Annotated in this window: 18 protein-coding genes; 8 read left to right on the top strand and 10 right to left on the bottom strand. The window is 44.8% G+C overall.

Features of this window, described 5'->3' with window-relative positions; genetic code table 11:
- Nucleotides 1-178 precede the first annotated feature (178 nt).
- From mnmG to ispF, 4 genes are all read right to left on the bottom strand, one after another.
- Entirely contained in the window at nucleotides 179-2,074 is a 1,896-nt protein-coding gene (gene mnmG / locus IP510_RS02150; protein ID WP_194363141.1) for a tRNA uridine-5-carboxymethylaminomethyl(34) synthesis enzyme MnmG, read from the bottom strand.
- A gap of 230 nt (nucleotides 2,075-2,304) precedes the next feature.
- Nucleotides 2,305-2,835 (bottom strand): hypothetical protein, encoded by a 531-nt coding sequence (locus tag IP510_RS02145; protein WP_194363140.1) that lies wholly within the window; start codon nucleotides 2,833-2,835, stop codon nucleotides 2,305-2,307.
- Between the two features lie 276 nt (nucleotides 2,836-3,111).
- Nucleotides 3,112-3,462 carry a Grx4 family monothiol glutaredoxin gene (gene grxD / locus IP510_RS02140; RefSeq protein ID WP_194363139.1) on the bottom strand — a complete coding sequence of 117 codons (351 nt, stop codon included), beginning with the start codon at nucleotides 3,460-3,462 and terminating at the stop codon, nucleotides 3,112-3,114.
- Between the two features lie 117 nt (nucleotides 3,463-3,579).
- On the bottom strand, nucleotides 3,580-4,083 hold the full coding sequence (ispF, locus tag IP510_RS02135) for a 2-C-methyl-D-erythritol 2,4-cyclodiphosphate synthase (RefSeq protein WP_194363138.1): 504 nt from the start codon (nucleotides 4,081-4,083) through the stop codon (nucleotides 3,580-3,582).
- 260 nt (nucleotides 4,084-4,343) lie between these two features.
- On the opposite strand from ispF, the gene mnmA reads away from it, so the two are divergent.
- Nucleotides 4,344-5,570 (top strand): tRNA 2-thiouridine(34) synthase MnmA, encoded by a 1,227-nt coding sequence (mnmA, locus tag IP510_RS02130; RefSeq protein WP_194363137.1) that lies wholly within the window; start codon nucleotides 4,344-4,346, stop codon nucleotides 5,568-5,570.
- A 12-nt stretch (nucleotides 5,571-5,582) separates the two neighbouring features.
- On the opposite strand, the gene IP510_RS02125 is transcribed toward mnmA, so the two are convergent.
- Nucleotides 5,583-6,407, bottom strand: a complete 825-nt coding sequence (locus tag IP510_RS02125) for a hypothetical protein (protein WP_194363136.1) — start codon at nucleotides 6,405-6,407, stop codon at nucleotides 5,583-5,585.
- A 106-nt stretch (nucleotides 6,408-6,513) separates the two neighbouring features.
- Nucleotides 6,514-6,876, bottom strand: coding sequence for a hypothetical protein (locus tag IP510_RS02120; RefSeq protein WP_194363135.1), 363 nt, complete (start codon nucleotides 6,874-6,876; stop codon nucleotides 6,514-6,516).
- A gap of 354 nt (nucleotides 6,877-7,230) precedes the next feature.
- Between IP510_RS02120 and purB the strand changes: the two genes are divergently transcribed.
- Nucleotides 7,231-8,622: an adenylosuccinate lyase gene (purB, locus tag IP510_RS02115; protein WP_194363134.1), complete on the top strand. Its 1,392-nt coding sequence runs from the start codon at nucleotides 7,231-7,233 to the stop codon at nucleotides 8,620-8,622.
- A gap of 166 nt (nucleotides 8,623-8,788) precedes the next feature.
- Here the strand turns inward: purB and IP510_RS02110 are convergent, their stop codons facing one another.
- Entirely contained in the window at nucleotides 8,789-8,977 is a 189-nt protein-coding gene (locus IP510_RS02110; protein WP_194363133.1) for an NF038104 family lipoprotein, read from the bottom strand.
- Between the two features lie 179 nt (nucleotides 8,978-9,156).
- Between IP510_RS02110 and IP510_RS02105 the strand changes: the two genes are divergently transcribed.
- Nucleotides 9,157-10,329, top strand: a complete 1,173-nt coding sequence (locus tag IP510_RS02105; protein WP_194363132.1) for a cupin domain-containing protein — start codon at nucleotides 9,157-9,159, stop codon at nucleotides 10,327-10,329.
- A 206-nt stretch (nucleotides 10,330-10,535) separates the two neighbouring features.
- Here IP510_RS02105 and IP510_RS02100 read toward each other — a convergent pair whose 3' ends face one another.
- From IP510_RS02100 to IP510_RS02090, 3 genes are all read right to left on the bottom strand, one after another.
- On the bottom strand, nucleotides 10,536-11,225 hold the full coding sequence (locus tag IP510_RS02100; RefSeq protein WP_194363131.1) for a 1-pyrroline-5-carboxylate dehydrogenase: 690 nt from the start codon (nucleotides 11,223-11,225) through the stop codon (nucleotides 10,536-10,538).
- Nucleotides 11,226-11,236: 11 nt separating this feature from the next.
- The gene (gene putA, locus IP510_RS02095) at nucleotides 11,237-14,488 is read right to left on the bottom strand and encodes a bifunctional proline dehydrogenase/L-glutamate gamma-semialdehyde dehydrogenase PutA (protein WP_194363130.1); all 3,252 of its coding nucleotides are present in this window, start codon (nucleotides 14,486-14,488) and stop codon (nucleotides 11,237-11,239) included.
- Between the two features lie 889 nt (nucleotides 14,489-15,377).
- Nucleotides 15,378-16,673 carry an NCS2 family permease gene (locus IP510_RS02090; RefSeq protein WP_194363129.1) on the bottom strand — a complete coding sequence of 432 codons (1,296 nt, stop codon included), beginning with the start codon at nucleotides 16,671-16,673 and terminating at the stop codon, nucleotides 15,378-15,380.
- A gap of 588 nt (nucleotides 16,674-17,261) precedes the next feature.
- Here IP510_RS02090 and tolQ point away from each other — a divergent pair.
- The 5 genes from tolQ to IP510_RS02065 all read left to right on the top strand — a co-directional run bounded on the left by tolQ (nucleotide 17,262) and on the right by IP510_RS02065 (nucleotide 22,905).
- A complete protein-coding gene (gene tolQ, locus IP510_RS02085) occupies nucleotides 17,262-17,978 on the top strand; it encodes a protein TolQ (RefSeq protein WP_194363128.1) in 717 nt (238 codons plus the stop codon).
- Nucleotides 17,975-18,436, top strand: coding sequence for a protein TolR (gene tolR / locus IP510_RS02080; RefSeq protein ID WP_194363127.1), 462 nt, complete (start codon nucleotides 17,975-17,977; stop codon nucleotides 18,434-18,436). The genes tolQ and tolR overlap by 4 nt, the downstream gene beginning before the upstream one ends.
- 89 nt (nucleotides 18,437-18,525) lie before the next feature.
- Complete coding sequence (locus IP510_RS02075; protein WP_227669419.1) at nucleotides 18,526-19,542, top strand: cell envelope integrity protein TolA; 1,017 nt, start codon at nucleotides 18,526-18,528, stop codon at nucleotides 19,540-19,542.
- A 149-nt stretch (nucleotides 19,543-19,691) separates the two neighbouring features.
- Nucleotides 19,692-20,984: a PD40 domain-containing protein gene (locus IP510_RS02070; protein WP_194363126.1), complete on the top strand. Its 1,293-nt coding sequence runs from the start codon at nucleotides 19,692-19,694 to the stop codon at nucleotides 20,982-20,984.
- Nucleotides 20,985-21,498: 514 nt separating this feature from the next.
- Nucleotides 21,499-22,905: a nucleobase:cation symporter-2 family protein gene (locus IP510_RS02065; protein WP_194363125.1), complete on the top strand. Its 1,407-nt coding sequence runs from the start codon at nucleotides 21,499-21,501 to the stop codon at nucleotides 22,903-22,905.
- Nucleotides 22,906-22,986: the final 81 nt, after the last annotated feature.

The raw sequence follows: 22,986 nt of genomic DNA, 5'->3' as shown, positions 1-22,986 counted from the left end.
AGATAGTAGTAAGGTTTTTTGACCTAGTATAGAGACAAAGTAGACAATAAGACAAGGACACCTGCTCCTTTCTTTCAATGAAGACTGTATTTTTGACAAACAAAAGCCCGTAATGATATCTCGTTACGGGCTTTTTATACTATAAGTACTTTGTTATAAAGGCTTTACTGTATTGCTATTACGAGTTCAAAGCAGCTTTTACTTTTTTGTGCTTTTTGATCGTCATCGCTAAAAGCTGTATCGCAGCAGGTGTGACACCGCTCACACGCCCCGCTTGCGCTAGCGTGGCAGGACGAATATGTGTGAGTTTCTGTACTATCTCATTTGAGAGACCAGAGACGATACTATAATCAAAATCTAGCGGTAATGCGGTGTTCTCTAGACGTTTCATCTGATCAATCTCTTCTTGCTGACGATCGATGTAACCTGCATATTTGACAGAAATCTCTATCTGCTCACCCACTTGTGTATCCACTGTTGAGTCAGTGATGGCAGCGATATCAGCAAAATGAATCTGCGGACGTTTTAGCAAATCAAAAACCGTCGATTCTTTAGAGAGCACCTCGCCCGTTTGCTCAGCGACTTGTTTACCCAGTGCATTAGCAGGGGTTGCCCACATGTCTTTTAGGCGTGAAGTCTCTGTCGTAATTGCTTCCATCTTTTCTTGGTAAGCCTGCCAGCGTACATCATCAACCAGACCAAGCTTACGGCCTGTTTCAGTCAAGCGTTGATCCGCATTGTCTTCACGTAGCAATAGACGATACTCTGCACGGCTCGTAAACATACGATACGGTTCAGTAGTACCATGGGTAATCAAATCATCGACGAGCACGCCAAGATACGCTTCATCGCGGCGCGGTGTCCACACGTCAAACTCACTATTGTTGGTAGTCACGAGTGCCGCATTGGTACCTGCAAGCAGACCTTGTACGCCCGCTTCTTCATAGCCTGTCGTACCATTGATCTGACCCGCAAAATACAGACGATCAATCGACTTAGTCTCTAGCGTTGGCTTTAGGTTTTGTGGATCAAAGTAGTCATATTCAATGGCATAACCTGGACGGGTAATATGCGCGTTTTCTAACCCTTTCATACTATGAATAAAGTCTAACTGCACATCAAACGGCAAGCTAGTAGAGATACCATTTGGGTATAGCTCATGCGTGGTCAGACCTTCTGGCTCGATAAATATCTGATGGCTGTCTTTATCCGCAAAGCGGTGAATTTTATCTTCGATAGATGGGCAATAACGTGGACCCACACCTTCGATTTTGCCAGAGAACATCGGCGAACGATCCAAATTCTCACGGATGATGTCATGGGTACGCGCATTGGTATGCGTGATATAGCAGTTGACCTGCTCTGGATGCATAGACACATCACCCATATAACTCATCACTGGCAACGGTGTGTCGCCCGGCTGTACGGTCATCACACTAAAGTCGACGCTACGAGCATCAATACGCGCTGGCGTACCTGTCTTTAGACGACCGACTGGCAGCTTAAGCTCACGCAAACGATCGGCCAACTTGATAGACGGCTGATCCCCTGCACGTCCACCTTTAGAATTCTCTAGGCCGATATGAATCACACCACCCAAGAAAGTCCCTGAAGTCAGTACCACTGTTTCAGTCTTGAAGATAATACCAGTAGAGGTAACCACTGCCGTTGCGCGGCCGTTTTCGACCAAGATATCATCAGCGGCTTGCTGAAATATATCCAGGTTTGGCTGGTTTTCTAGCGTATGGCGAATAGAGGCTTTATAAAGAATACGATCCGCTTGCGCACGTGTGGCACGAACGGCCGCACCTTTACGGCTATTTAGCACGCGAAACTGGATACCGGCTTTGTCTGTAGCTAGCGCCATCGCACCGCCTAATGCATCAATCTCACGCACCAGATGCGATTTACCGATACCACCAATCGCAGGGTTACAGCTCATCTGTCCGAGTGTCTCAATGTTATGCGTCAACAGCAAGGTCTGCGCGCCCATACGTGCGGCTGCCAGAGCAGCTTCTGTGCCAGCATGACCGCCACCGATTACTATCACGTCGTAATGTTTTGGGTATTGCATATATGCCTCACTTGACTCATAACGCTGCCGATTGCCCTATTCTATTATCAAACAGTGTGATGATAAAACAGCATGGCAATCGGCAAATAAACGTCAGTCGAATTTATAAAAAAGACAACGACTCAGATAAGTCGTTGGTAATTGGGTAGATAACCCATCATTATAACAATTTTTTGATGCTTAAAAAACGTCATAGCAAAAACTATTAAAATTAGGGTCTACTATAAAAATTATTTCCCAGGGCTTAGCGGTACGATCTGATCGAATTGACCACTAGACAGCATATGATGGCTACCATAGCCTTCTGGATTAATCTGCAGATACGCATTCATTTGACCAATCGCATCGCCGTCATCACTGGCTAAAATCTGCTCTTTAATCAGTTCAACAGGCGGTAACAGTAAGTTTTTAAGCAATGCCAAGCGCTGTTGGTTATCACCTTTATTGGCCACCAACTCAATCAGCTGGCGCGCGTCAATTGGTAGATCTGGTGTGTTTTGTGCCAGCAATGCCAAATGATAAGCACCTGCCGTATCTTGATCGGCGACGATGCGCTGTTCGATAGCAACATACGTCGCTTCTGTCGCGCCGCCTGCCACACTAAGCTGATGGATACATTTCAGTGCTGAGTTGGACTCACTACTGGCAATTTCGATGATACGTGTCGATTCATTTTTTAAATGCTCGCGGCGTTTCTCTATTGCTGCTTGCTCAGCAGATACCGGTTCGGCCAATTGTTGTTCTGTTGGTTGATTGCTCATAATATTCTCTCACTATTTATGTTTTTATAATATTTGCTGTTGAGCCATATATGGGGTCAAGACTGACAAAAACAATAAAAGCCCGAGCGACCACTTAAGGACTGACTCGAGCTTTTATTGTTAAAACTTATCCGCTTGATGTAGTCGATTCAATTTGAAACTAGTACAAGGCAACCAAGTATAGATGTAACTGTGATACTCCAAGCGAGGTTAACGCTGTCATACTTTTATAGTGGAATGGCTATAATAAAAAAGCTTAGATAAGTGTTTCTAGCATTAAGCCGCTGGGCTGTTTGCTTCAACCAATGGCTTTAGCTCGCCTGATTGATACATTTGCAAGATAATGTCTGATCCACCCATCAACTCGCCATCAACCCATAATTGCGGGAACGTTGGCCAATTAGCAATTTTTGGCAATGTTGCACGGATTTCTGGGTTTTCTAAAATATTGACAAACGCAAATGGGCGACCGATCTGAGTAAGAACTTCAATCGATTTAGCAGAAAAGCCACACTGTGGAAACTGCGGTGTGCCTTTCATATAAAGAATAACTTTATTGTCACGGATTTGATCACGGATCAATTGTTCAACATCATTTGCAGCAGTGTTTGGGGTTTGCTCACTCATAAAAGCTCCTATTGATAAAGCGGTTCATTAAAATGATTATTTATATAAAAATAATTGTGTAAATACGTGGCTGATACATGGGGCGGTTGCCACTGTATTACAAGCACGAATTTCGACCTATATAGGTTCGACAGCATTAGGGACTAATAATACCACGGCATTGGCCATGATGCCCTCTTGACGACCAGTAAATCCCAATTTTTCAGTTGTGGTGGCTTTCACACTGATATTGCTAATGTCCGTTTGCAAATCACTGGCGATATTATCGCGCATGGCTTGGCTGTGCGGCGCCAGCTTTGGACGTTCGCACATCACGGTTATATCTGCATTGCCTAACCGATACCCTGCCTCTTGTACTTTGCCATAGACATAACGTAGCAAGACTCGTGAATCCAAGCCTGCGTGAGCAGCATCAGTATCGGGAAAATGCTGACCGATATCGCCAAGTGCTAAGGCACCCAGCAGCGCATCAGCGAGCGCATGTAATACTACATCACCGTCAGAGTGTGCCAGCAAACTATGGCTATGCTCAATAGGCACGCCTGCTAGTATGACGTATTGCTGCTGCTGACCGTTGTTGTGAAAAGCGTGAACGTCGATACCTTGACCAATTTTTATCATTGTTGTTCCAAGATGCGTTAAACATGATTAAAATAATTCAAAACCACTATATGGATTTTCAAAGGGGTTTTACCGTCAGCGAGACGCCATCGGTCGCCACCAGTTTCAATTAACTGGTATAATATGACGTTTATTTTATCATAATACCAGATCCAAAAGACAAGCTGACGTTGTTGTGTTAAGACTACGTATTGTAGTAAACGCATAATTTTTGGCGTCACTGTTTGCTTTGGATAACGTATAAATAGTTGAGCCGTTTTATGTCAGCCATACAAGATACCTCAAGCACAATCATTTCTGAGTCTTTCAATACTCATCGCCCCTTAACACTTGCCGATATCGAAAATCCTAGCACCAAACATGTGATTGTTGGGATGTCAGGCGGCGTGGATTCTTCTGTATCAGCCGTTCTACTTCAGCAGGCAGGCTTTAAGGTCGAAGGCCTGTTTATGAAGAACTGGGAAGAAGATGACGGCACCGAATACTGTACGGCGATGGACGATTTGGCAGATGCGCAAGCCGTATGTGACAAAATCGGTATGAAGCTGCACACCGCCAATTTTGCCATGGAATATTGGGATCGTGTTTTCGAGCATTTTTTGGCGGAATATAAAGCGGGACGCACCCCAAACCCTGATATTTTATGCAATAAAGAAATTAAATTTAAAGCATTCCTAGACTATGCTTTGACGCTTGGTGCTGACTACATCGCTACTGGTCACTATACTCGGCGCAGTATGAATTACACCAACGCCAATGGTGATGAGGTTGCTCAGCTCTTACGTGGTCTAGATAATAATAAAGATCAAAGCTACTTTTTACATGCGGTCGGTGGCGACAAAATTGCCAAGACATTATTCCCAGTCGGTGAGCTCGAAAAACCTGTCGTACGTCAGATTGCAGAAGAGCATGACTTAGCGACGGCCAAAAAGAAAGACTCTACGGGTATCTGCTTTATTGGTGAGCGCCGTTTCAAGGACTTTTTACAGCAGTACTTGCCTGCCCAAAAAGGCGATATCGTGACTGACGATGGGCATACTATCGGCACTCATGATGGCTTGATGTATTACACCTTGGGGCAGCGCGGCGGTATTGGTATTGGCGGTGTAAAAGACCGCGTAGAGGCACCTTGGTTTGTATTGGCAAAAGATCTAGACAAAAACCGTTTGATCGTCGGTCAAGGACACGAACATCCAATGATGCTCAGTAATGAGCTAACCGCTTATAAAATGGATTGGGTCGATGGCCTGCCACCTGCAGATGTATTCAGCGATGAGGGTTTACGCTGTATGGCAAAGTCTCGCTATCGTCAGCCAGATCAAGCGTGTCGTGTATTTGCGACCAGTGATGACGGTAGCGATGTCCGCGTGGTGTTTGATGAGCCGCAGCGCGCCGTCACTCCGGGTCAATCAGCCGTTTTTTATATCAATGAAGTGTGTTTAGGCGGCGGCGTGATTGCCACGATTGATGCACCTTGTGGCTTCTAAATATAATATAACTTAGTTTTGGGCGGTCGCTGTTACCGCCCTGCTATTGTTCGTACTTAGATGACTATCTTCGACGTTATATATCTGATACGTCAATTGTGCGATTGGCTGTAGCTCTGAGGTGAATTGATAAAAGCGAATATCATAGCTGCCTTGCAGCCAGCCATCATCAGGCTTAAAGCTGACCCAATTTTGATTGCTATTGGCAACGATGTCTTTTTTCTCAAACAGTAATACTTGTCCTGTCTGATTATTTACCCATTTGACAAATACGAATGGGCTGGGAGGTACTTTGCCTGCGGTATCAAGATGCGCAAACACAGTAGCATTTTTGTCGATGTTTGAGATATCCATGGATGATGATGGCATCGAAGACGTGAGTGATAGTTTAACCTCACCGACCAGTGGTTGATTGTCATTTTCTTTATACAACTCCTCAATGGCACGCTGCGCAAATTGACGTTTGTCAGATAGCGCCTCGTCTGCGCCTTGTGACATAAACCGATCAATGTACTGTCCTAGCATATAGTCTGGCATTTTATTGACGATATCTAAAGCTTGCTCTTGCGAGTAATCATGCATAGATCTTATGGGCTTCGCTCCTGCCGTTGGCATGTTGTTACCATTCTGATGTTCAAGCGCTTGGCGCTCTTCTGGTAGCTTGCTTTCTTCTTGTCCAAAGCTTGAATCAGTATCGTCCTGCAATGACTTTACTGCCTGCTGGCGGCCTAGCATAACCTGATCCATCTGCTGCTTGGTCATAAGCAAATAAGTGCCTAAACTACCGAAAATAAAGGCAATAATTATGGATGCTAAGTATAGGGTTTTGTCTTTCATAAGCGAATTAGTATTCTTTAGTTAATAATTTATAAACTTATTACTTTAATACAAAAAAGGTATCCACTATTCAAGTAGATACCTTTTCGACTTTAAATGATTAATCTTATTTAGCACAACGGAATTGATAGTTATTTATATTGATACCGCCTCCAGAGGTTACACCACCTGAATTAAGGGTGCCATTACTACAACTGTACGTCACTTTAGCACCACTATTAACGACTGATGCTGAATAAGTACAGCTTCCATTATTAGGAACAGTCACATTAACAGTCGCTGGGCTTGTACCTGTAGAAATACAGGTAGCTGATGTTGGCTTTGTAGGAGTAGCTGGAGCTGTAGGGCTGGTTGGGGTGGTTGGCTTGGCTGGCGTATTGTTATCACTACCACTGCTATCACTGTCACCACCGCAAGCGCTAAGCGCCAATGCTGAGCCTAATACTAAAACGCTAAGAAATTTATTCATACCCTGATTCTCATTTAGTAAACTATTGATTGCCAAAAAAAGCTATTAAATCATTTCTATATCTAAAAAACAATATAATTCAAACTTTAGTTTGCTTTTTTAGTTATAGGTTTAATAGTCACAGAACTACTTAATAGTTATCAATAATACTCAATCATTTATCATTCTATTTTTGCCCGTTCAACCAGCTAACAAATGACTCATTTTTTTCCTATAACGGCTTTTTAAATCACTAATAATCCGTCTACAGTATGCTAATACGCCCTTTTTTATGTCAACTTTTGCTATAATTACGCGACCAAAATTTTCCTGCTGTAGTATTCATTCACTTCCTGTTAATTCAAAGGCGATACCATGACCCCACTTACCGCTCTCTCTCCAATTGATGGTCGTTACGCATCAAAGGCTGACAGTTTACGTCCTTATTTGTCTGAATTTGGCTTGATTAAAGCCCGCGTGACAGTCGAAATCCGCTGGTTACAATCTCTAGCTGACAACAGCGCAATTGGTGAATTAGCAGCATTTGATGACCAGACCAATGCTTTCTTGAATGCAATTGTTGATGACTTTAGTGAAGCAGATGCGCAAGCCATCAAAGACATCGAAGCCACGACCAATCACGATGTAAAAGCGGTTGAATACTTTATCAAAGACAAATTCCGTGGTCAGGACGCACTCATTGATTCTCTTGAGTTCATTCACTTTGCTTGTACCAGTGAAGATATCAATAACTTGTCATATGCCTTGATGCTCAAAGACAGCCGTGAGATTGTGGTTGCCAAAATGCAACAAGTGACCGATAGCATCGTTGATTTGGCCATTACTCACGCCGAGCAGCCTATGTTGTCGCGCACACATGGCCAGACCGCTAGCCCAACGACCCTTGGTAAAGAAATGGCAAACGTGGCCTATCGCCTAGCCCGCCAAATCAAACAAATTGGTCAGGTTGAGCTATTGGGTAAAATCAATGGTGCGGTTGGTAACTATAACGCTCATTTTTCAGCCTATCCTGATGTAGACTGGCAGACACACGCCGAAACCTTCATCGGTGAGCGTCTTGAGCTAACATTTAACCCTTATACGACTCAGATTGAGCCACATGATTATATCGCTGAGCTATTTGATGCCGTCAAACGCTTCAATACTATCTTGATCGATTTTAACCGTGATATTTGGCAATATATTAGCTTAGGCTATTTTAAACAGCGTCTAAAAGACGGCGAAGTGGGTTCTTCTACCATGCCGCATAAAGTCAACCCGATTGACTTTGAAAACTCAGAAGGCAACTTGGGCGTTGCGAATGCTATGTTGGCACATTTGGGTGAGAAGCTACCAATTTCACGTATGCAGCGTGATTTGTCAGATTCAACCGTATTGCGTAATATCGGTGTTGGTCTGGCACAAAGCATGATCGCTTTTGACGCTTGCTTAAAAGGCGTTGGTAAGCTTGAATTGAATGCGCAGCGTTTGAATGACGACTTAAACAATGCACAAGAAGTATTGGCTGAGCCAATTCAAACCGTCATGCGTCGCTACCGCGTGGAAAACCCATATGAGAAGCTTAAAGCCTTGACCCGTGGTAACGCCATGACTCGCGAAGCCATGCTAACGTTTGTTGAAAGTGATGAGCTATCTGCCGTGAGCGACGCTGATAAAGCGCGCCTACGTGACATGACACCAGCGACTTATATTGGTAATGCCACTGAGCAAGCCCTTACCATTAAAGATTGGATTGCCAAGCTTTAATCGCTGATAAGGTCAAATTAAAAAGGTAGGAGCGCATAAAATTACTTACGCGCTCCTACCTTACTAGTGTTTTATCTTATAAAATTGTTGTCTTGCTAAATAAACAACCTTACTTTGAGCACTATGATTGATTTTAATTCAAAATCCATAGTCGAGAAGTAAGGTTTTATTTTTTATCGTCTTTATCATCATCACTGTCGCCCGGTATGATGGCTTTACCCACAGCAACCGTGCCTTTAACCACGCCTTTAGTGGTTTTATAAGCGATTTTGGCGGGTACTGTGACGAGTTTATGAACACAGGCTTGTAGCAAAAACACGCTAGCAATGATGACAATAAAATGCAGCTTTTTCATAACGTTCCTACGATTGGGTGAATGCTCTGATAACCACTATTATTTTGATAGCCATGATTGTATAAACGTCATCGCACAAATGGTAGTCATAAGATAGGTGATTATCATAAACTATTAGACCCTTCCTTTAAAGCATCCCTTTTATTAATCTCATACCTATTTAAAACATGGATTTATCAATGACTTCTATCCCTCTTTGTTTGCCCGACTCTATCACGCCTGAGCAGTTCTTGACTGAGTACTGGCAAAAAAAACCACTCCTTATCAAACAAGGTTTGCCTCAACTCATCGGCATGTTTGAACCCGATGACATGATTGGTCTTGCGCTTGAAGAAGATGCTAGCGCGCGTCTGCTGACTCAAGCAGCAACCAAGACAGAAGGCCACGCACAGTGGCAGCTCAAAAAAAGCCCGTTGACTGAAGCTGATTTTGATAGTGTGCCTGAACAATGGACGGTACTGGTACAGAATTTGGAACAATGGTCACCTGAGCTTGGTCAACTGTGGCAATCGTTTGACTTTATTCCTCAGTGGCAGCGCGATGATATCATGGTCTCTTATGCGCCAAAAGGCGGCTCAGTCGGCAAGCATTATGACGATTATGATGTGTTTTTGGCACAAGGCTATGGCGCTAGACGCTGGCAGTTAGGCAAGATTTGTGATGACCAGACGGAATTCGTCGCTGATGAGCCTCTGCGCTTATTTGATGATATGGGTGAGATTATATTCGATGAGATATTGGAAGCGGGCGATGTGCTGTATGTACCACCAAAATTATCGCATTTCGGCGTCGCACAGGATGATTGTCTGACGTTCTCATTTGGCTGTCGTCGTCCAAACTTGATGCAAATCATTGATAGTGTGGCTGATATCGCAACCAATGACAGCCGTTTGTTTATCCCGATGCTACTACCACAAGCGTTACAGAACTCGGGTGAGTTAGAAACTGACAGTATCCAAGCGATCAAAGCGCAGCTACTACAAATGCTACAATCTGATCGCGGTGATGACATGATTCGCCAAGCAGTATCAGAAGTCGTGAGCAAACGCCAATATGACGCGCTAATGCCAGAAGAGACTTTAGATACAAATGAGCTAATGCAAGCCTTGTCAGAAGGCGCAACATTGCAAGCCGATTATAGCAATCGCTTACTCTATAGCCAGACCAGTGATGGCATCATGCTATATGCCAATGGCCAACGTATCGATGGGCTAGATGATGCGTCGATAGCGGTATTGGTACGCTTGGCCAATGGAGAGCTATTACAACATCATGATGTCACGGATATCGATGCAGATGATCTAAGCGAATGGTTAGAGAATGGCTGGATATGGGTTGATATTGCTGAGTAACCCCTGACCTCAAATTTCAATTGAAAAACATAAAAAAACCGCTATCTGATTTATCATCAAATAGCGGTTTTTCTTAAGTATCTTATAAAATATCTCGTTTGGCACTTATAGTAGTACCAAACGACAGTCAATTCAAGATAACTTGGATACAAGTAGTAGACTGAGTAAGTCTGACACCGTATCCAATTTATCTAGGATTGACGATACTAGGTACCAAGCTCAAGCAAGCTAGCATTACCACCAATAGCGGTGGTATTGATGGTTTTAACACGCTCGGTGACAAAACGATGCAGATAGTCAGGCGTTAGCATCTCTGACAAGCCTTCCATATCCGTCACGCTAATAACCTGCGTCAAAATACCATCAGTCTTAGCCAGTTCTTGGCTGATTGTCTGTGCATCAGCTCGGCTACCAGACACAGCCACTTGTGCAAGACGATCGATATGCAATAGAGTAATAGTCTGTGAGTCATTAGCAACGCTCAATACATCTTCGCTGATGCCAGTGTCATAAAGCACTTTTGCTGCTTCAACACACATCTCATCTTGGCTTGGGCAATGTAATATGACTTCATTGCCTGTCAATAGTGCTGCAACCAGCTGGCCTAGTACGGCCATTGCACGGGCAGACTCACCGCCCACCACCATCGTCTTACCGCGGCCAGTGACATACAAGTCGTTTGACTCGCCAGTTGCACCAACCATACGATGCATCTCATCCAAGCTAGGTGCTGCACTCAATAGATGATTGAATAAGCGCTTGGCCTTGTTGGCATCACCCGTTAGCAGCGCCAGCTTTGGAATGGCTGCTTGTAGATAGGTGGCACGGTTTACCGCGCCCAGTAATCTCCAAGACTCACAGACCTGTGCATGATTTTTTTTGAATTCAGTCGCCATGATGCTACTCCTTATGCAAGTTCTGTTTGAATGGTGGTTTGGGCTTGGCTATTGCTAGCCTCGATATCAGTCGCTGGTTCTGAGACTAGCTGCATGAGGCGCGATACATAGTGCGGGCCACCCGCTTTAGGACCAGTACCAGACAGACCACAGCCACCAAATGGCTGGACGTTGACCACAGCACCAATCTGGTTACGGTTAATATAGGTATTACCGACAAATGCGCGGCGCTCGATGTTTTCAGTGGTGGTTTCGATACGACTGTGGATACCCAAAGTCAAACCAAAACCTGTCGCATTAATCGCATCAATTAGCTTGTTCAAATCACGAGCTTGGTAACGCAGTACATGCAAAATCGGGCCAAAGTGCTCACCACCGATGACATCGATGCTTTTGACTTCGATCGCCGTTGGCAATACAAACGTAGACTGATCTTGGCTCACGACCGAGGTTGAGCTCATTGGCGTTTGTGCCAGAATCGTCGCGGTTGGCTCGGCTTCCATACGCGCGATATGTGCCTCTAGACCTTGCTTGGCATCCGCATCAATCACTGGGCCCACATCGGTGGCAGCATAAAGAGGATTACCAACAGACAATTCTGCCATGTTACCTTGTAGTAGCTCGATCAAATCATCTGCCATCTCTTCCTGCACACACAAGATACGGCAAGCTGAACAACGTTGACCTGCTGACCCAAACGCTGATAATACGGCGTCTCTAACAACCTGCTCTGGCAATGCCGTTGAATCAACGATCATCGCGTTCTGACCACCCGTTTCTGCGATAAATACTGGCAGCTCACCACTGGTTTGGGCATGGTCGTTTAGGCTTTGATTGATACGCTGCGCGGTTTGAGTAGAACCTGTAAAGATCACACCTGCGATGTTGTCAGCTGCCGTCAATGCGCCGCCTACGTCACCTGCACCAGTGACTAATTGCAGGGCCGCTGCTGGAATACCCGCTTGATACATTAATTGTGCACCAAAATGAGCGATCAAACTGGTTTGTTCAGCAGGTTTGGCCACTACCGTATTACCTGCAGCCAGTGCCGCCACGATTTGACCAGTGTAGATTGCCAATGGGAAGTTCCATGGACTGATACAGACAAAAGTACCACGTGCTTTATAGACTTGACGGGCTTGTTTACCAGATAAATCAGTAAACTCATAAGCAGTCGCCTCTAAACGCTCAGCTTCGTCTGCATAAAAACGACAGAAATCAACCGCTTCTTTGATCTCATCAATACCATCTTGCAGAGTCTTACCCGCTTCGACTTGGCACAATGCCATCAATTCAGCATAGTTCTCTTCGTATAAATCTGCAATCTTGCGCAATATCTCAGCACGCTTCGCAGCTGATACATTTTGCCACTCATTTTGACCGGCAACAGCAGCATCGATAGCTTGGCGAGCCAATTGAGCGTTGGCGTATTTGACTTCACCAGCGCTGACTTCATGGTTCCAAGGTGCACGTACTGTCTGAGCATCCAGCTGATGCGTTGTGCCATCTACTTCGTAATCATTAACAGCTTTGCCATTGATGATAGGTGTCGCTGACCAAGACTTGTCTAAGTAGCTATCGATAGCTGCTGTAAACGGAGCCCACTGCGAGTCAATAAAGATATTAGGACCAAAGCTGGCACGACGTTCGCCATAGATTCCTGAGGGTAATGGGATATCTGGGTTGTTCAACGTGGCATTGGCTAGTAGCTTGTCATATGGATGCACAGTCAGCTTATCGATTGGATAAGACTTGTCTAATAACTGATGGACAAACGAGCTGTTTGCGCCGTTCTCAAGCAAACGACGTACCAAGTACGGTAGCAAGTCTTTATGCGCGCCTACTGGTGCATAGATACGTACTGGAATCTGATAAGCATCTAAAATATGGTCGTAAAGTGCATCACCCATACCATGCAAACGCTGGAACTCAAAGTCCCTGTGCGCGCTCATCGTAATGATTGAGGCAAGTGTGTGAGCGTTATGCGTCGCAAACTGTGGCCAGATTAGCCCGCACAAATGATCCGATAATAAGAAACGCGCGCAAGCAAGATAAGCGGTATCCGTACCTTCTTTACGAGTCCATACAGGATAACCTGATAGACCTTTTTGCTGCGCCAGTTTGATCTCTGTATCCCAATAAGCGCCTTTTACCAAGCGTACTGGGATGCGATCACCCACTTCAGTTGAGAGACGAGCCAGCCAAGCAAGCACTGCGATAGCGCGCTTAGAATAACCCTGTACAACGATACCCAAACCATCCCAGCCAGCCGTCAAGTTATCACGGTATAGAGACTCAAACAGTTTTAGAGAAATCTCAAGACGATCTGCTTCTTCAGCATCGATGCTTAGATCAACATTGACCTCACGTGCCGCTTCAATAAGCAACATGCAGCGTTGACGCAGCAGTCCCATGACTTGCGTTTCTTGCGTGGCTTCATAGCGAGGATGCAGTGCTGATAGCTTGATAGATACTGATGGCTTTGGCATGCCGTCTTTGACTTTAATGCTCGCAGTGGCTTTGATGGCATGCAGATAGTCGTTGAAGTATTTTTCAGCATCTCTGTGCGTGATGGCCGCTTCACCTAGCATATCAAATGAGTAGGTGTAACCTCTATTGCGATACGGCTGGCTGTTCTTATTAGCATCTTCAATGGTTTCGCCCAATACGAACTGATGACCCATGATACGCATGGCTTTTTGCATCGCACTACGAATGACAGGCTCGCCCATCTTTTTAGTCATACGGTCTAAGAAGCCTGACGCTGTCGTGCTGCTATCGATGCTCACGACGCGGCCCGTCATCATCATGCCCCAAGTAGAAGCATTGACCATAAAGCCATTGTCATTTTTGATGTGCTTTTTCCAATCAGCCACACTCATTTTGTCGTGAATCAAGGCATCAGCCGTATAGTTGTCTGGCACACGAATCAAGGCTTCTGCCAAGCTCATCAGCAAGATACCTTCTTGGGTATCAAGGCTATACTCAAGCAACAATGAATCGACCATTTTGACGGCTTTGCCATCATTACGCACATGCTCGACCAACTTACGCGTTTGCTCAGCAGCAGCATCGCGCTCTTCATCGCTAGGTTTGGCAAGGGGTAACAGCTCAGACAACCAACGCACTTCATCCACACTATATAGCGGTGAAATACGGGTATGTAACGCTTCTAATGACTGAGTAAGATATGCCGGCTTCAGCAAATCAACAGCGGAAAACAAGATAGGCTCTTGCGGGGTAAACTGATCTACTGGGTTCATAATAACTCCATAACTATCGTTTAAAAACCATAATAAATGGTGCTTTAGGAAGTTTGATCGTCCTGTATAACTGCTCACAACCGCTATTCGATAATAGGGGTTATTAACGGATATTCACAGCAATAATCAAAAGACCAAACGGCGCCATCACAAAACTAAAAATCCAGCAGAGGCTGGAGACGGTTAAGTAGGTCGTTCGACTGTTAAACGGGCTACGTTAACAATACAAAGGCAACAACGTAAAGCTAAGCGGCATTAGTGCCTTCTTCTTGTCAGTAGTGAAAGGAGTTTGATGGTCAGATACCAGTTTATCGAAACGACATACGGTCGCTTTAATAAGCACAAATCTATCATCTTAGGTGACGCTAATTCACTGTAAGAAAAACCTCTACGGCGTTGATTGAGGTGATGCGCTTAACGTGGCTATAATATCATGAAAAAAAATTTCAAACTAACGATTTTTCTCATTTTTATCAATAAATAACTCTTTAAATAACAATAACTTATGCCGTAATTAATGAGCATGACGCTTTGGTTACGTTTTTTTGTTTACTATTGCCGATTGATTGTAATGCCACTACGCAGCTCTAATGCCAAAATATTAGTCTACATAACTGATGTTAAACACCTGCAATTGATGTCAGTGTGAGGGGGCACAAGGCTGATTGACATGGGTCTAAGAACATTACGTAGGGCTGGTACCCTGTCACTTTGTAGATAGGGTTAGCGTCCTGCTGTCTGACAAGTGCTTTATCTATAATGCATCATTTTTAACAAACGATGCACTATCAAAGAAAAACCCCCTTTATCAATCAATGATAAAGGGGGTTTTTCTTTGATACATCAGTGTTCAGGTACTGCTGAGTAAATCGAGACCGTTGTCAGTATTCTATAAGAAGACAATCTTAACTAATAGGATAATCGTCAAAAGCCACACAGCAATACTGATATCAGCAAACTTACCCGCAACGACTTTTACGGCCGTGAAGGTGATAAAACCCAATGCAATGCCATCAGCGATAGAATATGTGAGCGGTGTGAATAATAATACGACGACTACGGGTGCCGCTTCTGTTAGATCGCTCCATTCGATGTCTTTTAGCGTGCCCATCATCAGTACAGCCACATAAAAAATCGCGCCTGCTGTCGCATAAGCTGGAATCATACCTGCCAATGGAGAGAAGAAAATACTGAGTAAGAATAACACCCCAACCGTCACTGCCATGAGGCCTGTACGGCCGCCTGAGGCGATTCCAGAGATACTTTCGATATAACTGGTTGTCGATGACGTACCGAGCAATGAACCTGCGACCGTCGCAGTAGAATCTGCCAATAGTGCCTTACCCATGTTAGGAATGTTGCCATCTTTGTCGATCAATTTGGCTTGGCTAGTAGTGGCAATCAATGTACCCGCAGTATCGAATAAATCCACAAACAAGAACGCAAAGATCACACTGATCATACCCACATCGAATGCGCCCGCGATATCAAGCTGCATCAGCGTCGGTGCAATAGAAGGCGGTGCCGATACGATACCCGTAAACTGTGTATAACCCATGAGCAAGCTAATCAAAGCGACAAGCAGAATACCAATGGTGACGGCACCTGGGACTCTTTTGTAAGACAAACCGATAATGACCACAAACCCCAATGAAGCCATGGCAGGACCAAATGAGGTCATGTCACCCAGACCAACTAAGGTTGCATCATGATTGACGATAATACCGGCGCTTTGTAGCGCGATAAACGCCAAAAATGCACCAATACCAGCGACCACGCCATGTTTGAGAGAGGTTGGAATGGCATTGATGATGGCTTCACGAATCTTGAACAGGCTCAATAATACAAAGATACAACCAGACAAAAACACCGCACCGAGCGCGGTCTGCCAAGCATAGCCCATACCTAAAACGACGCCATAGGTAAAAAAGGCGTTAAGCCCCATTCCTGGTGCTAACGCCACTGGTAATCGGGCATAAATACCCATAATAAAACACCCTACCGCGGCCGCAAGACAAGTTGCAACAAACACAGCACCTTTGTCCATACCTGCGTCTGCTAAGACGTTAGGGTTAACAAAGATAATATAAGCCATCGTCAAGAACGTGGTTATACCAGCGATTATTTCTGTTTTGATCGTGGTGTTTTCACCATTAATCCCAAAATAGCGTTCAATTGCATTCATAAGTGTCGCCCCCGACGGCTAATAAAAAGTCGCCACTACTTAAAATTAACTATCATTTCAACAAGAAAAAAGACCTGTTAAAACAAGAATAATGTAGTAACAAAGCGTAACATATTAGACCAGTTATCTTACAAACTCAATCGCTGATAATGCCTCATTCATACAAAATTACAATTCGAGATGACACTGGCACGACCAGTAAAGGTCTATACAAATCCACCTTTACTCGCCTTATTCTGTATAAATGCACCCATGGGCAGCACTGATGTAACGCATGCTTGCTGTCATTACATTAGGCCGTTAATATTTAGGTGGTCATACTTTCTATTGGTTTGTCACATTAATAATGACCTTTGCTTCATTTAGAAGTAAACTAGGGGGTTATTATGTCGATGATTCACTAATTGTCTTTGTTATTAAATGGCCTTTTATAAAACAAGGCTTTGATTATAAAACAATGCTTTTAGTTTTTGATAAAGCGCCTCTAGTGTGCATTGATACTGGTAGCGAGTGAGTTTTTTTGAGATTTGTCTGATTTGGATGTCATGGTGTCATCCAGCTGTTGTCAATTATCCGTGAGTCTATTACATGCCTGAATCATTAAATATTGTCGATCTTATTACCCAAGCCAGTCTATTGGTACAAATCGTCATGGCACTATTGCTACTGGCCTCCTTACTCAGTTGGGTGATTATCTTCCGTATGAGTGCGCGTCTCGGTACGGCCAAAAACTTTGATCAACAGTTTGAGACGTGGTTTTGGTCAGGTGAAGATTTGGCCAAACTCTACCAAGGCATTCAAGGCTCACCTGATCGTCAGGGGCTGGAGCAGATATTTTATGTGGGTTTTTCAGAATACCTAAGAATGCATAAGAAACGTCAACCAAAAGATGACATCATCGATGGTGTCGAGCGTAAGCTGCGTGTTGGGCTTGGGCGCCAGCAGCAGTTATTAGAGTCAGGACTGACGACGCTGGCGAGTATCGGTTCGGTCGCGCCTTATGTCGGATTGTTTGGTACGGTCTGGGGCATTATGAATGCGTTTTTGGGACTGTCACAAACTGAGCAAGCCACCCTCGCCTCGGTCGCACCTGGTATTGCTGAGGCGCTGATTGCCACTGCCATGGGTCTGTTTGCCGCCATTCCTGCTGTATTGGCGTATAACCATTTCACCGCAAAATCAAGTCGCCTCTATGATTCACGTGCCCTGTTTTGTGATGAGATGACAGGCATGCTACAGCGTGAAACCAGTGTGCAAGCACCAGTTAGCCCTCAACCTAATATCAATCAGGTGAATGGGCTATGAAACCAAACCCCTATCGCCGTGAGAAAAAAGCACTGAATGCAGAGATGAACGTTGTGCCTTACATTGACGTGATGCTGGTGCTATTGGTGATATTTATGGTAACCGCACCGATGCTGATTACAGGCGTCGATGTGGACTTACCAAAAGAGCAAACCAACACCATGAATCAAAATCAGCTGCCGGTTATTGTCTCTTTGACAGACAAAGGGGAGACTTTTATCAGTTATGAAGACAATGTCGATGTGCCTGTTACTGAGCCTGAACTGATTAACACGTTATCTAATCTACAGTCTCAAAGCAGTAATACAGGCTCAGAACCTGTACAAGTGATGATCAATGCAGATCAAAACAATCAATATGGTGCCATCATGACCCTGATGGCAACTTTGCAGCAAGCAGGTATTGAAAAAGTAGGGTTGTTGACGGGTGCGCCGCTGCCTACGCCATCACGTCCATAGTCATACGCTTAGCAAGCAGGTCATACCCTATTGTTCAATACGACAAATCAGCCAAACCAACGAACCAGTCAGTTCGATAAATTACGTTCATGAGTGTCCATACCATGCATAATGCGCCTGCCGTCTATATACCCACTGAACCTGAGAGCAACGGGCTGACATGGCCTACGCTACTCAGTCTACTGGCACACGGTCTCATAATTGGGCTACTGGTTTATAACTACCAAACTACAGACACCGAGATGACTGGTAACATCGAGACGGTCATGGTATCCCCCGAACAGCTCGCTGACATGCAAGGGCAGATACTGGCGAATCAGGCAGCCGCTAGTGCCATGCAAGCAGACAGCAGCAGTGAATCATTTAGTACCATGCCATCAGAAACCTCTGGCAGTAGCAGCGGCGAAAGCTCAACTCAGCCCAACTCTCAGCGTGTCCCTGTGTTTACGCGATCTGATGATGCAGCCAGTGAGCCTGTGCTCATGAGCAAAGATCATCATCAGCGGCTTCAAGAGCAAAACCAAGAATATGAGAATAAAATGGCCGAATGGGCAGCACAGTTAGATGAGTCTGCCATGGATGAGCTTGATCAAGTCGATCAAAGTAAAAGAGAGCAACTCATAGAAGAACAAAAAAGGCTCGGTGACTTTCGCCAAAAACAAAACAACCCACCTAAAATAAAGCGCCCCACAGCCAACGATCGCAATATAGAAATTGATACCAGTGGCGCGGGCAATGCAGGCAAAACCTTTAGCCTATCAGATGGACAGTCAACTATCTCTGGTGATACGTCAACCTCTAGTACGTCCAAGGGCAGTAGCCGTTCGGCATCAAGTGGTAGCCGCGGTGCCAGCAACAATGAAATCATCAGCTTGGTCAAACGTAACTATACGCCGCCGACTGCAGCGAAAGGCTCGACCCAGCGCACGACATTGACGATCACTGTCAATGCCAATGGTGATGTGGTGAATGTGACGGCCTCTGGGTCTGACAGCGCCGTCAATGAAGCGGCGAGACAAGCGGTATTGAACACAGGCAGCCTGCCCATTGATGCTGATGACCCTAAATACCCTACTTTTACTATACAGTTTAAGGGCAGCAATTAATCAGTTGCTAGCGCCTTGTATTATTGATAACGTGACGTTAAGCGGCTTGTATCGCATCGGTTTTTTCCTTTACATGCTAGCCTCATCGACTATAAAAACGATCAAATACTCACATGCATACATACTAATTTTAGGAGCTCCATTTACTCATGCGCACTCATAAGAAACTCCTGGTCTCTCTACTTGCTAGCACCGCCGCATTACTCGTATCTCCAAATTTACTCGCGGCCCCTGTCGTTTTAGAGCTGGACTACGATATTCCAGTCCAAAAAAACCAAGTCGCGTTTGTCGCGTTTGCTGGTGACACGGTGTTATCGCCTGTCATATTAAATGATTTGAGCAAAACAGAGTTAACAGTAACCAATACAGACTTGCCGCAGCAGCCGCACAGTAGTAGTGAGCTGGCAGGCACATTACCAGTGTGGCAAAGCATGGGTATCCCTTATTTGGTTGTCGGTAGTACGCGTACCAACCGTGGTAAAATAGTCACCGATTATGAAGTCATCGACGTAAAATCTGGTCGCGTGATACAAGGCAAACAAAGCCTAACTGCTGATAACAACCGCGAAAGCATGCGTTATGCCGGTCACGTCATCGCTGACAAAGTCTACGAGCTGATTACTGGGATTCCAGGTGATTTCTCAGGGCGTATTGCTTATATCGAGGAAACGGGCACAGGCAAGCAAAAAACCTCTCGTCTAAAAGTGATGGATGCTGATGGCGAAAACGCAAAAACCATCACTGAAGTGGCAGGCTCTATTTTCTCACCAGCATGGTCACCAGACGGCAACCGTATCGCCTATTCGGTGCAACGTGAACAGTCTTATCCTATCATCTATGTTCAAAACGTCAGTGGTGGCGGTGCAACGGTATTGACCCCTTTTGCGGGCAGTAACTTAAGTCCCTCATTTTCCCCTGATGGTAGCAAAATACTGTTCTCCAGTAGCTATGAGGGCAGTGCCGATATCTATGAGATGAGTGCCAGCGGCGGTGCACCTAGAAGACTCACCAATTTACCAAGCAGTGAAGTGCAGCCAAGCTATGCACCAGATGGCAAGTCGTTTGTGTATGTCAGTGATAGAACGGGATTTAACAAACCACAAGTCTATCGCTATGAGTTCGGCTCAGGACGCACCACTAAAGTATCAAACGGTGGCTATGCGACCAGTCCGCAGTTCAGTAGTGACGGCACACAAATCGCCTTTTTGAGTGGACGCTCAGCCGCCATTATGAACAGTAACGGCGCTGTGACGACCAACCTTGGCAATACTGGTATCGATGAAGCACCAAGCTTTTCACCTAATGGTAAGCGTGTGGTCTATGCGTCAACCCAAGGCGGTAAAGGCATACTGACCATCAAATCGCTCAATGGTGGCGAGGCATTCGGTAAATCAGGACAAGGTATCATTCGCTCACCTGTCTGGTCGTCAAGCCCAAAATAACGCTTTAAGTTTATCCAAAGCACTTTGTCTGTCTTTGGATAAACTGGCCAATTTATTTTTGATAACCTAAATAATTAGCACATCAAAAAGCCCCAACCATACTCACTATGGTTGGGGCTTTTTTGTGTTGGTCGATCGTCACAGTAAAAGCAATAACACCTGCTTTTGACAAACGATATCTACCCTCTTAAACGTGGTTTACTTGTGTTCCTTCATTCTTTTTATTGCGCAACAAACCCGTAAACTTAGTAGTACCAAAAAAAACATTGCAATGACTTGCATTTTACCTATACCCTAAATAGAGCTGACTAATTGGTCAGGTTGTTTAGATGTTAACCAACAAAGATAGATTATTTTTATTGGCCAGTATCCAGTCAGATGCGCACCCCCTATTGTTTACATCGATAAAAAACAAATCAAGGATTGGGTTTTACCCACTATCGCGTGATTTACGACGTTGTCTGATCGTGACAGTTGAGCGGGTGCTAAGCAGTTAGCTTAGGAGGAGACCACCATGAGTGAAAACGTTCCAGCAAATACCGATTTATTGTATAGACTGCATGACCGCCCCACCCCTATCAAAGCATTTTTAGGTGCCATACAGCACGTTCTGGCAGCTTTCGTTGGCATTATTACCCCTTCATTAATCATAGGCGGCACCTTAGGTCTGGGAGAGCATATCCCTTACCTTCTTAGCATGTCATTGATTGTATCTGGTGTTGCGACCTTTATCCAAACTCGCAAAATAGGGCCTGTCGGCTCTGGCCTTATGGCACTACAAGGTACCAGTTTCGGGTTTTTGGCGGCCGTACTGGCGGCAGGGTTTGTGGTAAAAAACCGTGGCGGTGGTCCTGAAGAGATTTTATCGGTTATCTTTGGGGTCTCATTTCTCGGCGCATTTGTTGAGATATTTTTGAGTCAATTTATCACCAAACTCAAATCCTTTATGAGCCCTATTGTGACAGGCTGCGTAATTGTCACGATTGGTTTGTCCTTAACAAAGGTCGGTCTCACTGACTTGGCAGGCGGGTTTGGTGCGGAAGATTTTGGTAGTATTCCAAACTTACTGTTAGGCGGCGGCGTACTAGTGAGCGTGGTGCTTATCAGTATTATTAATAATAAAGTCATTCGCTCAAGCGCCATCTTTATCGGTTTGATGCTCGGGCTTATCGCTGCGGTATTTATGGGTCGTATTGATTTTTCACTGGTTTCTGAAGCGGCTTTTTTTACGATTCCAATCCCGTTTAAATATGGTTTTGGTTTTGATTGGCAGGCTTTTATTCCGATTGCTTTTATGTACATCATTACCAGTATTGAGACCTCAGGTGACTTGACGGCTACTTCCATGATTTCGGGTGAACCTATCAAAGGCCCTCTCTATGAAAAACGCATCAAAGGCGGCGTGTTGGGCGATGGTGTCAATTCTCTGATTGCAGCCGTATTCAATACTTTTCCTGTGACGACCTTTAGCCAAAATAATGGCGTGATTCAAATGACGGGAATTGCCAGTCGCTATGTGGGTTTTTATGTTGGTGGCATCCTGTGCCTGATGGGGCTGTTTCCTGTCCTTGGTGCTATTTTCACGCAATTGCCCAAGCCTGTCGTTGGTGGCGTCACGCTATTGATGTTTGCGACTGTAGCAACTGCCGGTATTCGTATCCTATCTACCGTCGATTTTACCCATCGTAATGTCTTGATCATTGCCACCTCATTGGGTCTGGCGACGGGTATTGCTTTCGTTCCTGATGTACTCTCACAAACGCCGCAGTTTTTCCAAAACATCTTTGGTTCAGCAGTAACGATGTCAGGGATTGTAGCGATCACGCTTGATATGGTTTTACCCAAAAACTACGGTGCTGAATTTGATACTGCAGAACAGCAGGCTGAAGATGATTTAACGCCCGCCCGTGAAGTTGCTTAACACTGAATATCTAGCAGCAGTTATCAGTATTTAAAAGCAAGCGAGGTTCAATAGAGTCAATCTATGCACCTCGCTTATTAT

The sequence above is a fragment of the Psychrobacter sp. NG254 genome, from assembly GCF_015277735.1.
Lineage (GTDB): Bacteria > Pseudomonadota > Gammaproteobacteria > Pseudomonadales > Moraxellaceae > Psychrobacter.
This window is presented reverse-complemented; position numbering and strand designations above follow the sequence as displayed.

Excerpts from the sequence above, each read along its gene's own strand:
- IP510_RS02065 (WP_194363125.1), top strand. The coding sequence starts at position 21,499 with ATGAGTGAAAACGTTCCAGCAAATACCGATTTATTGTATAGACTGCAT.
- purB (WP_194363134.1), top strand. The coding sequence starts at position 7,231 with ATGACCCCACTTACCGCTCTCTCTCCAATTGATGGTCGTTACGCATCA.
- IP510_RS02100 (WP_194363131.1), bottom strand. The coding sequence starts at position 11,225 with ATGGCGACTGAATTCAAAAAAAATCATGCACAGGTCTGTGAGTCTTGG.
- ispF (WP_194363138.1), bottom strand. The coding sequence starts at position 4,083 with ATGATAAAAATTGGTCAAGGTATCGACGTTCACGCTTTTCACAACAAC.
- IP510_RS02145 (WP_194363140.1), bottom strand. The coding sequence starts at position 2,835 with ATGAGCAATCAACCAACAGAACAACAATTGGCCGAACCGGTATCTGCT.
- tolR (WP_194363127.1), top strand. The coding sequence starts at position 17,975 with ATGAAACCAAACCCCTATCGCCGTGAGAAAAAAGCACTGAATGCAGAG.
- mnmA (WP_194363137.1), top strand. The coding sequence starts at position 4,344 with ATGTCAGCCATACAAGATACCTCAAGCACAATCATTTCTGAGTCTTTC.
- putA (WP_194363130.1), bottom strand. The coding sequence starts at position 14,488 with ATGAACCCAGTAGATCAGTTTACCCCGCAAGAGCCTATCTTGTTTTCC.
- IP510_RS02110 (WP_194363133.1), bottom strand. The coding sequence starts at position 8,977 with ATGAAAAAGCTGCATTTTATTGTCATCATTGCTAGCGTGTTTTTGCTA.
- IP510_RS02125 (WP_194363136.1), bottom strand. The coding sequence starts at position 6,407 with ATGAAAGACAAAACCCTATACTTAGCATCCATAATTATTGCCTTTATT.
- IP510_RS02075 (WP_227669419.1), top strand. The coding sequence starts at position 18,526 with ATGAGTGTCCATACCATGCATAATGCGCCTGCCGTCTATATACCCACT.
- tolQ (WP_194363128.1), top strand. The coding sequence starts at position 17,262 with ATGCCTGAATCATTAAATATTGTCGATCTTATTACCCAAGCCAGTCTA.
- IP510_RS02105 (WP_194363132.1), top strand. The coding sequence starts at position 9,157 with ATGACTTCTATCCCTCTTTGTTTGCCCGACTCTATCACGCCTGAGCAG.
- IP510_RS02120 (WP_194363135.1), bottom strand. The coding sequence starts at position 6,876 with ATGAATAAATTTCTTAGCGTTTTAGTATTAGGCTCAGCATTGGCGCTT.
- IP510_RS02090 (WP_194363129.1), bottom strand. The coding sequence starts at position 16,673 with ATGAATGCAATTGAACGCTATTTTGGGATTAATGGTGAAAACACCACG.
- mnmG (WP_194363141.1), bottom strand. The coding sequence starts at position 2,074 with ATGCAATACCCAAAACATTACGACGTGATAGTAATCGGTGGCGGTCAT.
- grxD (WP_194363139.1), bottom strand. The coding sequence starts at position 3,462 with ATGAGTGAGCAAACCCCAAACACTGCTGCAAATGATGTTGAACAATTG.
- IP510_RS02070 (WP_194363126.1), top strand. The coding sequence starts at position 19,692 with ATGCGCACTCATAAGAAACTCCTGGTCTCTCTACTTGCTAGCACCGCC.